At 70.3% G+C, this 11,605-nt stretch carries 14 protein-coding genes; 9 read left to right on the forward strand and 5 right to left on the reverse strand.

Annotated elements, in window-relative coordinates; translation table 11 throughout:
• The first annotated feature begins 5 nt into the window (after window positions 1–5).
• The 9 genes from rpmH to ACFC0Z_RS20565 all read left to right on the forward strand — a co-directional run bounded on the left by rpmH (window position 6) and on the right by ACFC0Z_RS20565 (window position 6,676).
• On the forward strand, window positions 6–143 hold the full coding sequence (gene rpmH, locus ACFC0Z_RS20525) for a 50S ribosomal protein L34 (protein WP_006381191.1): 138 nt from the start codon (window positions 6–8) through the stop codon (window positions 141–143).
• 21 nt (window positions 144–164) lie between these two features.
• Window positions 165–536, forward strand: a complete 372-nt coding sequence (gene rnpA / locus ACFC0Z_RS20530) for a ribonuclease P protein component (protein WP_376439745.1) — start codon at window positions 165–167, stop codon at window positions 534–536.
• On the forward strand, window positions 533–859 hold the full coding sequence (gene yidD / locus ACFC0Z_RS20535; RefSeq protein WP_147978793.1) for a membrane protein insertion efficiency factor YidD: 327 nt from the start codon (window positions 533–535) through the stop codon (window positions 857–859). Before rnpA ends, yidD begins: the two co-directional genes overlap by 4 nt.
• A 3-nt stretch (window positions 860–862) precedes the next feature.
• Window positions 863–2,161 (forward strand): membrane protein insertase YidC, encoded by a 1,299-nt coding sequence (yidC, locus tag ACFC0Z_RS20540; RefSeq protein ID WP_376439747.1) that lies wholly within the window; start codon window positions 863–865, stop codon window positions 2,159–2,161.
• Window positions 2,162–2,175: 14 nt separating this feature from the next.
• Complete coding sequence (locus ACFC0Z_RS20545; protein ID WP_376439750.1) at window positions 2,176–2,688, forward strand: protein jag; 513 nt, start codon at window positions 2,176–2,178, stop codon at window positions 2,686–2,688.
• 118 nt (window positions 2,689–2,806) lie between these two features.
• Window positions 2,807–3,523, forward strand: a complete 717-nt coding sequence (gene rsmG, locus ACFC0Z_RS20550; protein WP_376439752.1) for a 16S rRNA (guanine(527)-N(7))-methyltransferase RsmG — start codon at window positions 2,807–2,809, stop codon at window positions 3,521–3,523.
• 236 nt (window positions 3,524–3,759) lie between these two features.
• Window positions 3,760–4,866 (forward strand): ParA family protein, encoded by a 1,107-nt coding sequence (locus ACFC0Z_RS20555; protein WP_376439755.1) that lies wholly within the window; start codon window positions 3,760–3,762, stop codon window positions 4,864–4,866.
• Window positions 4,863–5,897, forward strand: a complete 1,035-nt coding sequence (locus ACFC0Z_RS20560) for a ParB/RepB/Spo0J family partition protein (protein ID WP_376439758.1) — start codon at window positions 4,863–4,865, stop codon at window positions 5,895–5,897. The genes ACFC0Z_RS20555 and ACFC0Z_RS20560 overlap by 4 nt, the downstream gene beginning before the upstream one ends.
• 161 nt (window positions 5,898–6,058) lie before the next feature.
• Window positions 6,059–6,676, forward strand: coding sequence for a GNAT family N-acetyltransferase (locus ACFC0Z_RS20565; protein WP_376439760.1), 618 nt, complete (start codon window positions 6,059–6,061; stop codon window positions 6,674–6,676).
• Window positions 6,677–6,752: 76 nt separating this feature from the next.
• Here ACFC0Z_RS20565 and trxA read toward each other — a convergent pair whose 3' ends face one another.
• The 5 genes from trxA to ACFC0Z_RS20590 all read right to left on the reverse strand — a co-directional run bounded on the left by trxA (window position 6,753) and on the right by ACFC0Z_RS20590 (window position 11,561).
• Window positions 6,753–7,079, reverse strand: coding sequence for a thioredoxin (trxA, locus tag ACFC0Z_RS20570; RefSeq protein WP_376439762.1), 327 nt, complete (start codon window positions 7,077–7,079; stop codon window positions 6,753–6,755).
• A gap of 47 nt (window positions 7,080–7,126) precedes the next feature.
• Entirely contained in the window at window positions 7,127–8,092 is a 966-nt protein-coding gene (trxB, locus tag ACFC0Z_RS20575) for a thioredoxin-disulfide reductase (RefSeq protein WP_376439765.1), read from the reverse strand.
• A gap of 118 nt (window positions 8,093–8,210) precedes the next feature.
• A complete protein-coding gene (locus ACFC0Z_RS20580) occupies window positions 8,211–9,137 on the reverse strand; it encodes a hypothetical protein (protein WP_376439767.1) in 927 nt (308 codons plus the stop codon).
• The gene (gene sigM / locus ACFC0Z_RS20585; protein ID WP_376439770.1) at window positions 9,134–9,838 is read right to left on the reverse strand and encodes an RNA polymerase sigma factor SigM; all 705 of its coding nucleotides are present in this window, start codon (window positions 9,836–9,838) and stop codon (window positions 9,134–9,136) included. The genes ACFC0Z_RS20580 and sigM overlap by 4 nt, the downstream gene beginning before the upstream one ends.
• A 25-nt stretch (window positions 9,839–9,863) precedes the next feature.
• Window positions 9,864–11,561: a protein kinase family protein gene (locus ACFC0Z_RS20590; RefSeq protein ID WP_376439772.1), complete on the reverse strand. Its 1,698-nt coding sequence runs from the start codon at window positions 11,559–11,561 to the stop codon at window positions 9,864–9,866.
• Window positions 11,562–11,605 lie beyond the last annotated feature (44 nt).

Raw genomic sequence — 11,605 nt, forward strand, 5'->3', positions numbered from 1 at the left:
CCCGAGTGAGCAAGCGCACCTTCCAGCCGAACAACCGTCGTCGCGCGAAGACCCACGGCTTCCGCCTGCGCATGCGTACCCGTGCCGGCCGCGCCATCCTGGCGAACCGCCGTGGCAAGGGTCGCGCGAGCCTGTCCGCCTGATCCACTTAAACAGGTCATGACGTGCTGCCTACCGAGAATCGGCTGAGGCGGCGCGAGGACTTCGCAACCGCGGTACGCCGAGGTCGCCGGGCTGGTCGCCCGCTCCTCGTCGTCCACCTACGCAGCGGTGCAACGGACCCGCACGCGTCCGGGGAGAGCGTTTCCCCGGCGCGTGCGGGTTTCGTCGTGAGCAAGGCCGTGGGCGGTGCGGTGGTGCGCAACCAGGTGAAGCGTCGCTTGCGCCACATTCTCCGCGACCGACTCGCCGAGCTGCCTCCCGGTAGCCTGGTGGTCGTACGGGCGTTGCCCGGAGCCGGTGACGCCGACCACGCACAGCTGGCCCGAGACCTGGACGCCGCCTTCCAGCGGCTGCTGGGAGGGGGCGCGCGATGAAGTACCCGCTGCTGGCTCTCATCAAGCTGTACCAGTGGACGATCAGCCCTCTCCTGGGTCCCGTCTGCCGGTACTACCCGTCGTGTTCCCACTACGGATTCACGGCCATCGACCGACATGGCGCGATCAAGGGCACGGCCCTGACCGCCTGGCGCATCCTGCGGTGCAATCCGTGGTCGCCGGGCGGTGTGGACCATGTCCCCGCGCGCAAGCGCCCCCGCTGGCACGAAATGCTGAGGAACGCGCTGCGCGGCGACACGGGCGGGTCCACCGCCGAGACGAGCCCGGCCGCAGAGACCTCGCCCAATGCTCAAGGAGCCTGATTAGTGGACACGATTGCCAGTCTGTTCAGCTTCATCACCACACCTGTCTCATGGGTGATCGTCCAGTTCCACACGGTGTACGGGAAGATCTTCGGCCCTGACACCGGGTGGGCCTGGGGCCTCTCCATCGTGTCCCTCGTGGTGCTGATCCGTATCTGTCTGATCCCGCTGTTCGTCAAGCAGATCAAGTCGACGCGGAACATGCAGGCGCTCCAGCCGAAGATGAAGGCGATCCAGGAGCGCTACAAGAGCGACAAGCAGCGTCAGTCCGAAGAGATGATGAAGCTGTACAAGGAGACGGGCACCAACCCGCTCTCCTCGTGCCTTCCCATCCTGGCGCAGTCGCCGTTCTTCTTCGCGCTGTACCACGTGCTCTCCGCCATCGCCTCGGGCAAGACCATCGGCGTGATCGACGAGCCGCTGCTCGCCAGCGCCCGTCAGGCGCACATCTTCGGTGCCCCGCTGGCCTCGAAGTTCACCGACACCGCCGCCGAGGTCGCCGCGCTCGACGCCGACATCACCTCGGTCCGCATCGTCACCGCGATCATGATCATCCTGATGTCGGCCTCGCAGTTCTTCACCCAGCGCCAGCTGATGACGAAGAACGTCGACCTCTCGGTGAAGACCCCGTACATGCAGCAGCAGAAGATGCTCATGTACATCTTCCCGGTGATCTTCGCCGTCATGGGTATCAACTTCCCCGTCGGTGTCCTCGTCTACTGGCTTACCACCAACGTGTGGACCATGGGCCAGCAGATGTACGTGATCAACCAGAACCCGACGCCGGGCAGCAAGGCCCAGGACGCGTACCTCCAGCGCCTGCTGAAGAACATCACCGCGCACAGCGAGGTCCGCGGCCGCCGCCGCAAGAACATCGTCAAGGTCATCGTCGCCAAGGGCTCCGACCGCAACGAGCAGGAGCGCCGCTTCTTCACGGGCCTGAACAAGGCCGGCTTCGCCGCCCAGGCCGACGGCACCGTGATCAAGAGCGACACGATCGCGGCCGAGGCCGAGGCCGCCGGTGTCGCCAAGCGGCAGCAGCCCAAGCGCCAGACCAAGTCCCAGCGTCAGGCCACGACGACGCAGTCCAAGGACACCGAGGCCACCGAGGCCGACGAGTCGGCGGAGGCCACCGAGGAGACCGTCTCGGACGCCGAGCCGAAGACCTCGCTGGAGAAGAAGCAGGACACCCCCGCCAAGGGCAGCACGCAGGGCCAGGGATCCGGCCGCAGCCGCGCCAGCGGCGGCAACCGCCAGCGCAAGGGCCCGCAGCGCCCCAAGCACCCGTCGTCCAAGAAGTAAGAAGGAGACCATCCGTGACGGAAGGCATCACCTCCGCCGCCGCCGAGGGTGGCGACACCCTCACCCGCCTGGAGCAGGAGGGTGAGATCGCGGCCGACTACCTCGAGGGTCTGCTCGACATCGCCGACCTCGACGGCGACATCGACATGGACGTCGAGGCGGACCGCGCCGCGGTCTCCATCGTCAGCGACTCCAGCAGCCGTGACCTGCAGAAGCTCGTGGGCCGCGACGGTGAGGTCCTGGAGGCTCTCCAGGAGCTGACCCGCCTCGCCGTGCACCGCGAGACCGGTGACCGCAGCCGGCTCATGCTCGACATCGCCGGCTTCCGCGCCCAGAAGCGCACCGAGCTCGCCGAGCTGGGCGCCAAGGCCGCGGCCGAGGTGAAGTCGTCTGGTGAGCCGGTGAAGCTCGACCCGATGACCCCGTTCGAGCGCAAGGTCGTGCACGACGCGATCGCCGCCGCCGGTCTGCGCAGCGAGTCCGAGGGCGAGGAGCCGCAGCGCTTCGTCGTCGTGCTCCCGGCCTGATCCTCCTCGTAGTGTCGGCCCCGTCTGTTCGCAGGCGGGGCCGATCTTTGTCAGCCTGATAGTTCAGCCATCACAGTGCGCTCGCAGGACATGCCTGCGGTACGGAAGGACGGTTCCCGTGACGGAGGCAGCGGAGCTCCCCGAGGCGCCGGAGCAGGCGCGGACAGTCTTCGGTGAGTACTTCCCGGAGGCCGTGCGGTATGCGGAGCTCCTCGCGGACGCGGGTGTGAAGCGCGGCCTGATCGGCCCGCGTGAGGTCCCGCGGCTGTGGGAGCGTCACATTCTGAACTGCGCGGTCCTCTCTGAGGTCGTTCCCGAGGGCGTCACGGTCTGCGACGTCGGCTCGGGCGCCGGGCTGCCCGGCATCCCGCTCGCGCTGTGCCGCCCCGACCTCAAGATCACCCTGCTTGAGCCGCTGCTGCGCCGGACGAACTTCCTTCAGGAGGTCGTCGAGCTCCTTGGCCTCGACCACGTGACCGTCGTCCGTGGCCGCGCGGAGGAGATGCTCGGGAAGATCACCCCCGTCCACGTGGTGACCGCCCGCGCGGTGGCTCCCCTGGACCGGCTGGCCAGCTGGGGCGTGCCGCTGCTGCGGCCGTACGGCGAGATGCTGGCGCTCAAGGGCGACACCGCGGAGGAGGAGATCAACGGCGCCCGTGCCGCGCTCTCCAAGCTCGGCGTGGTGGAGACCTCGGTGCTGCACGTGGGCGAGGGGATCGTCGATCCGCTGACCACGGTCGTCCGTGTGGAGGTCGGAGAGAGCCCGGGTGGCGTTCGATTCGCCGCCAAGCGCGCCAAGGCCGCGCGGACGAGCAAGACCCGCCGGCGCCGCTGAGGGCCGCATAGGTACCCCATCGGAGTGTCGAACGGCCGCGGCCCGGCGGCAGGGGCATGGTGTTTCACGTGAAACGTCGCTCCCTGCTCCAGGGGATCATCAGCCGCGGCCGGGCGGCTGCCACGCCCCGGGACCGTCAGCCTCGCGTGAAGCCACTCGCGAGGGTGACGGACTTGTCCACAGAAGTGGAATCATCCACAGAAGCACCGACCTCGCTGGTTCACGACCCCGAAAGCATGACAGGCTCTGCTCGTCGCGAGCCTGAAGCCGAGGAGAGTGCATCCATGCGGTCCGACGCCAACATCGCGGGACCGATGACCGATCCGGTCCCCGGTCCCCGAACCGAATCGGCGGGGGAGGATGTTTCACGTGAAACGCTGCCCCCGATGGACGACACCCCCATCGGCCGAGCCGCCCAGCTGGCGGTAGAGGCCCTGGGTCGTGCCGGCGAGGGGCTGCCCCGCCCGGCCCAGACCCGGGTGATGGTGGTTGCCAACCAGAAGGGCGGCGTGGGCAAGACGACCACGACCGTCAACCTCGCCGCCTCCCTGGCCCTGCACGGGGCCCGGGTCCTGGTCATCGACCTGGACCCGCAGGGCAACGCCTCCACGGCGCTCGGTATCGACCACCACGCCGAGGTCCCCTCGATCTACGACGTCCTCGTGGACAGCAGGCCGCTCTCCGAGGTGGTGCAGCCGGTCAAGGACGTCGAGGGCCTCTTCTGCGCCCCCGCCACCATCGATCTCGCCGGTGCGGAGATCGAGCTGGTGTCGCTGGTGGCGCGTGAGAGCCGCCTCCAGCGGGCCATCCAGGCCTACGAGCAGCCGCTCGACTACATCCTGATCGACTGCCCGCCGTCGCTCGGCCTGCTCACGGTCAACGCCATGGTGGCGGGCGCCGAGGTGCTGATCCCGATCCAGTGCGAGTACTACGCGCTGGAGGGCCTCGGCCAGCTCCTGCGGAACGTCGAACTGGTCCGGGGCCACCTGAACCCGGGACTTCACGTCTCGACCATCCTGCTCACCATGTATGACGGCCGGACGAGGCTCGCCTCGCAGGTCGCCGAAGAGGTGCGCACACACTTCGCCGAGGAGGTGCTCCGGACCAGCATTCCGCGGTCCGTCCGCATCTCCGAGGCGCCGAGCTACGGGCAGACGGTGCTCACGTACGACCCGGGCTCCAGCGGTGCCCTGTCGTACCTCGAAGCGGCCCGTGAGATCGCCCTGCGGGGTGCCGCCGTGCACTACGACCCGCAGCACGCCCACGCGGGGCACACTCCCGCGGGGCACGCCCCTGGGGGGTACCAGAACAACCAGCACAGCATGTCGGAGGGGATCCAGTGAGTGAGCGACGCAGGGGGTTGGGACGTGGGCTGGGTTCACTGATTCCTTCCGCCCCACAGGAACGACCGGCGGAGCGGGGTGTGGCCGCCGCGAAGCTGGCGACGCTCCCGAAGAGCCCGCAGGCTCCGGAGTCCGCTCCCGGATGGAACGAGCCGGCACCGGCGCCGACGCCCCAGCCGGAGCCCCCGGCCGGCGCCTACTTCACGGAGCTGGCGCTCGACGCCATCGTTCCCAACCGGCACCAGCCGCGTGAGGTCTTCGACGAGGACGCCCTTGAGGAGCTTGTCGTCTCCATCAAGGAGGTCGGCCTGCTCCAGCCCATCGTCGTGCGCAAGATGGACGGCGAGCGGTACGAGCTCGTCATGGGCGAGCGCCGGCTGAGGGCCTCCACGAAGGCGGGCCTCGAACGGATTCCGGCCATCGTCCGGGACACCGACGACGAGAAGATGCTCCTCGACGCCCTCCTGGAGAACCTCCACCGGGCCCAGCTGAACGCGATCGAAGAGGCTCACGCCTACGAGCAGCTGCTCAAGGACTTCGGCTGCACCCACGATCAGCTCGCGGAGCGGATCGGGCGCTCCCGCCCGCAGATCACCAACACGCTGCGCCTGCTGCGTCTCTCCCTGCCGGTGCAGCGGAGGGTCGCCGCCGGTGTCCTCTCCGCCGGTCACGCGCGCGCCCTGCTCGGCGTCGAGGACCCGGAGGCCCAGGACCAGCTGGCGTACCGGATCGTCGCCGAGGGCCTCTCGGTCCGCACGGTCGAGGAGATCGTGAGCCTCATGGCCTCCGAGGAGCCCGCCGCGGTCAAGCCGAAGGGCCCCCGCGCCGGGGGACGCGTCTCGCCGGCTCTCTCGGAGCTCGCGACCCGACTCTCGGACCGCTTCGAGACCCGGGTGAAGGTCGACCTGGGGCAGAAGAAGGGCAAGATCGTCGTCGAGTTCGCCTCGATGGACGACCTGGACCGCATCCTCTCGACCCTGGCTCCCGGTGAGGGACGGGTCATGGACCAGCACAAGGCCGACCAGAGCTGACGCTCTGTCGCCACCCCGGCCACACAGGGCGGGTCGTTCTCCGGATCTCCACCGGAGCGCGGCCCGCCCTTTGGCTGGGACCGGTGTCCCCCTGATCGTCCGGTGGTTACGATTCTGGAGGGCGTATCCGTTCTCGGTGGCGAGGGAAGCGAGGAGAAGCCGTGGGGCGTCGGCTCGTACCGCTCACGCTGGACAACCTTGAGGAACTTCCCCGGCGCTGCCGCTCCTGTGTCTTCTGGGAGCTCGACCCGGTGAGCGGCGACGCCGCGGTGAAGGCGGGCCGTCCGGAGCTGGAGAAGGAATCCTGGATCTCCGCCGTCCTGCTCGAATGGGGATCGTGCGGCCGGGTCATCTACGTGGACGAGATCCCCGTCGGGTACGTCCTGTACGCGCCTCCGGCGTATGTGCCGCGGTCGACGTCCTTCCCGACGAGTCCTGTGGCGGCGGACGCCGTGCAGCTGATGACGGCCTGGATCATGCCCGCGTACCAGGGACAGGGGCTGGGCCGGGTGGCCGTCCAGACGGTGGCCAAGGACGTGATGCGCCGGGGCTTCAAGGCGATCGAGGCGTTCGGCGACGCCCGCTGGAAGGAACCGGCCTGTGTGCTGCCGGCCGACCACCTCCTGGCCGTGGGCTTCAAGACCGTCCGTCCGCACCACGCCTATCCCCGGATGCGGCTGGAGCTGCGGACCACGCTCTCCTGGAAGGAGGACGTGGAGATGGCCCTCGACCGGCTGCTCGGCGCCGTCCAGAAGGAGCCCGCGCTCCGACCGCTCTGAGTGTCCGTGCACGAGAACGGCCCGCCCCTTGAAGGGACGGGCCGTTCTCGTGTTTCACGTGAAACGGAGCCGTGTGTCAGCCCTGGGCGAGGAACGGGTCCAGGTCGCGGACGATCGCGGCCTTCGGCTTGGCACCGACGATGGTCTTCACGACCTCGCCGCCCTGGTAGACGTTGAGCGTCGGGATGGACATGACGCCGTACTTGGCAGCCGTGGCCGGGTTCTCGTCGATGTTGAGCTTCACGACCTCGATCTCGCCGTGCTCGGCGGCGATGGCCTCGAGCGACGGGGCGATCTGACGGCACGGGCCGCACCAGGCAGCCCAGAAGTCCACCAGGACGGGCTTGTCGCTCTTGAGGACGTCCTCTTCGAAGGAAGCGTCGGTCACGTTCTTCAGGGCCACGGCGGCCTCCTTGTTCTCGCGGGGTGTGGGGCAGGGAAAGACGGGGGTCAGACCGCGGGGGTCTGGGCCAGCTTCTCGGCGTCGGCGAGGGCCGCCAGGAAGCGCTCGGCGTCGAGCGCGGCGGAGCAGCCGGTACCGGCGGCCGTGATGGCCTGGCGGTAGGTGTGGTCGACGACGTCGCCCGCGCCGAAGACACCGGTGAGGTTGGTGCGGGTCGACGGGGCGGCCACCTTGAGGTAACCCTCCTCGTCCAGCTCCAGCTGGCCCTTGAAGAGCTCGGTGCGCGGGTCGTGGCCCACGGCGATGAAGAGCCCGGTCACGGCCAGCTCGCGCGTCTCACCGGTCTTCGTGTCGCGCAGGGTCAGACCGCTGAGCTTCTGGTCGCCGTGGATCGCGGTGACCTCGCTGTCCCAGGCGAAGGAGATCTTCGGGTCGGCGAAGGCGCGCTCCTGCATGGCCTTGGAGGCGCGCAGGGTGTCGCGGCGGTGGACGATCGTGACGGACTTGGCGAAGCGCGAGAGGAAGGTCGCCTCCTCGATCGCGGTGTCGCCGCCGCCGACGACGGCGATGTCCTGGTCCTTGAAGAAGAACCCGTCGCAGGTGGCGCACCAGGAGACACCGCGGCCGGAGAGCACGTCCTCGTTGGGGAGGCCGAGCTTGCGGTGCTGGGAGCCGGTCGTGACGATGACGGCCTTGGCGCGGTGCACGGTGCCGGCGGTGTCGGTGACGGTCTTGATGTCGCCGGTCAGGTCCACGGCGACCACGTCGTCGGGGACGAGCTCGGCGCCGAAGCGCTCGGCCTGGGCCCGCATGTTGTCCATGAGGTCCGGGCCCATGATGCCGTCACGGAAGCCGGGGAAGTTCTCCACCTCGGTCGTGTTCATCAGCGCGCCACCGGCGGTGACCGCACCCTCGAAGACCAGGGGGTTCAGCGACGCGCGCGCCGTGTAGAGCGCGGCGGTGTAACCCGCGGGCCCGGAGCCGATGATGATCACGTTACGGACGTCGCTCACGGGTTTCTTCCTCGTCTCTGCAGACTTGCCACTGCCTACGGGGGCGGTTGCTCGGTCGCTCTCACCCCACCCAACGGATCCTAAGGGGCATGCATTCCCGAGTGTGCCGCGCGCCTCGTCAGGAGCGGGGGTACGTCTGGCTGAGCAGGAGGCCGGCCGGGCCGGCGGCGTCGCCGGCGGGCCGCTCGGCGCAGGAGGCGTCGAGGACGAAGGCCTGCACCTGGCTGCTGTCCGAAGGGTCCGCCAGGACGAGCAGATAGGCGGGTGTTCCCTCGTACTCTCCGCGCTCCTGGGCGAGCACGGCATCGGTCCGCCCCGTGCCGGCGAGGACACAGCCGGGAACGGCACCGGCGGCTGCGGTGCGGCGAGGAGCGGCGGTGTCCTGCTGCGCGCTCAGCGATTCGGGGGCGACCTCCGACGCGGCGGCAGTGCCGCTGTCGGTGGCGAGAAGGGCATGGACGCGCTGCTCGACCGGGGCTCCGGAGAAGTCGCCCGCGCCCGCGTCCGCGGCCCCGGCGACGGTCTTCGCGCTGGCGTCGCTCAGGGAGTTCGGGGTGCCGGACTGAGAGAGATAGAGGCTCGTCCCGAGGACGAGGGCGCCGAAGGCGGCGGCGACCGTGGAGAGCACGGCGATGCGGCGTCGACGGGGCTTCCCGGGACGCCCGGGGCCGGTGGCGGCGGTGGGACGGCCGGCGGGGCGTCCCACGACGGGAGGCCGGGGAGACCCGGCGTCGATGGCCTCTGTTTCACGTGAAACAGGGGCGCCGGTCTCCGGGGCGGTGGCCTGGAGGAGCGCTTCGGCGGCGAGTGCGGCGTCGATCCGGCCGGCGATGTCGGCGGGCATGCGGGGCGGGCCGGGCAGCGTGCCCAGGAGGCCCCGGATCTCCTCCAGGGAGTCCCGTACGTCCGCGCAGAGGGGACAGCCGTCCAGGTGGAGCCGTACGGCGGCGGAGCGGCTCGGTGGGAGGAGCCCCTCGGTCAGGTCGGAGATCTCCGAGACGTCCGGGTGCTGTGTCGTGTCGGTCTTGCCGGTCGTGGAAGTCACGTGCGCCCACCTCCGCCCTTCACAGCAGCTGGATCTGTCGGTCCGGTTTCCGTCGGCCCCGGCACCGTTGGGACGGATGTCCCCGGCGTCCGGTTCCTTCCCCCTTCGAGGGCCTCGTTACCCACTGTGTCGGCGCGCAGATGAGTGACCATCGGCAGCAGCCGTGCGCGGCCCCGGGCACAGCGGCTTTTCACGGTGCCGGTGGGGACGCCGAGGATACGTGCCGCTTCGGCGACCGGGTATCCCTGCATGTCGACGAGGATCAGCGCGGTGCGCTGGTCGGGGGCGAGGGTGGCGAGCGCGGCGAGGAGCTGCCGGTGGAGGTCCTGGCGCTCGGCGGGTGCCTCGGCCGACTCGTGCGGTTCGAGGAGCTGCTCGAAGCGGTCGGTGTCGTCCACCGGCGAGGTGCGGCGGCTGGCGGTCTTGCGGGCGCGGTCGAGACAGGCGTTGACCGTGATCCGGTGCAGCCAGGTTGTGACGGCCGACTGGCCCCGGAAGGTATGGGCGGCCCGGAAGGCCGACAGAAGGGCGTCCTGGAGGGCGTCAGCGGCCTCCTCGCGGTCACCCAGGGTGCGCAGGGCCACCGCCCACAGCCGGTCCCGGTGCCGTCGGACGAGCTCACCGAAGGCGTCCGGGTCCCCGGCGACGTGCCGCGCCAGGAGTTCCTGGTCGCTCGCGGCCTCGCCTCGCGGATCGTTCAACGGTGAGCCCCCTCCCGTACGGTCGTCAGCCCATGACCTTGATCTCGCTGACCTTGCCGCGGTAGTCGCCGGTCTCGCTGACGGGCAGGTCCGTCAGCCAGACCAGAACGTAGCGGGTCGTCACGGGCTTGGTGGGCTTGAGCGCGACTTCGGTCCCGGAACCCTGCGCCTGGGTGGTGAAGGCGTCCAGGGAGGACGGGGGCGAAGACGTACCGGCTGCCGCGGTGCGCAGTTCCACGGACGTGTGGCCGAGGAAGGAGACGTCGACGGAGCCGACCTCCTGCTCCGAGCCCAGGTCGAGGACGATGCCCACACCGCTCTTGATGTTGCCGAACTTCGAGTAGCCCCGGTACTCCAGGGTCTGCCAGTACGTGCTGGGGTCGCCGTCGAAGGCCTTGGGCACGTCGGCGGGGGTCTCCTCGCCGTTGCCGTCGGGCGGCGGGTCGAAGTCGTAGGCGTCCGCGATCGCGATCGGCTGGAGCGGCTCCGGCTTCTCGTCGGCCGTCGGGGAGGTGACCGGGGTCTCCGACGTGCCCTTGGGGCCGAGGAGGCGGTCCGCGATCTGCCAGCTGCCGAGGCCGAGCGCGACGATGAGGAGGGCTCCGACGGCCCACTTCAGGGCTTTGCCCGTGCGGCTCTCCAGCGGGGCCGGCGGGGCGGGCACGGGCTGCGCGACCGGCGGACGCGGCTGGGGGCGGCCGTAGGTGCCCTGCTGGTACGTCGTGCGCTGGTACTCGGGCGGGGTCGGGAACGTCGGCTCCGGCGGCTTGACGCGGGGCATCGCCGCCACGGCCTTGGCGAGCTCGTCCGGGGTGGTGCAGGGCCGGTCCTGGCGCGAGGCGGTGGCCCCGTCGTTGGCGAGCGCGCGCATGGCGATCTCGGAGAGGCCGCGGTGGACGCCCGCGCGGACCTGGTCCGGCGGGACGAGCCCGAGGCCCTTGGGGAGGCCGGTGAGGCCGTAGGCGTCGGTCTCGTACGGCCAGCGCTGGGTGAGCGCCGCGTAGAGGAGGGCGCCGATCGCCTCGGTGTCGGTGCGCTGCGGGCGGTCGGCCGTGATGCCGCGCAGGGCGGCGTTCACGGCGAGGCCGCGGATGCGGTACTGGCCGGTGGAGCTGCGCAGGACGGCGCTCGGGGTGAGCCTGAGGTGCGCGAGGCCCTCGCGGTGGGCGGCCGCCATGGCCTGGGAGACCTGGCTGACGAGCTGGTAGGCGTCGTGGGCCTCCAGGGGGCCCGTGGCGAGGAGCGCGGTCAGCTCGGTGGAGTCGGGCAGCCACTCGTGCACGACGTAGACGAGGTCGTTCTCCTCGACGGCGTCGAGGACTTGGACGAACCGGGGGTCGCCGAGCAGCGCCGAGGAACGGGCGGCGGCCAGGACGGAACGGGCGCGGGGGTGGTCGGCGGGGAGCAGGTGCACGCCGACGGCGCGACGCAGCTTCTCGTCGACGGCGCGCCAACTGCTGAAGCCGTCCAGACGGGTGACGCACTCCTCCAGGCGGTAGCGTCTGGCCAGCTTGTGGCCGCTGTGCAGTTCGGGTGCCTTGATGGAGGGCTGGTCGCCGCCCTTGGGCGCGACCGCCTTGTCCTCTGCGGCATCGGCGGATGGCGCCGCCGTCTTCCGCGTTTCCGCCGCCCCGTCGGTCGTGGCCTTGTCCGCCTTGGCGGTCAGCGGGTCGTCACCGCTGTTGTCGGCCACGTCGACGGCAGTCGTGCTACGTTCCGCCACCGTCGTCCTGCCTCCCCATCCGTTGCGCCCAGATCCCACAGCCA

It is taken from the genome of Streptomyces sp. NPDC056144 (genome assembly GCF_042264145.1).
Classification (GTDB): Bacteria; Actinomycetota; Actinomycetes; order Streptomycetales; family Streptomycetaceae; genus Streptomyces.

Coding starts and splice junctions, on each gene's coding strand:
- yidD (WP_147978793.1), top strand. CDS start 533: ATGAAGTACCCGCTGCTGGCTCTCATCAAGCTGTACCAGTGGACGATC.
- ACFC0Z_RS20555 (WP_376439755.1), top strand. CDS start 3,760: ATGACAGGCTCTGCTCGTCGCGAGCCTGAAGCCGAGGAGAGTGCATCC.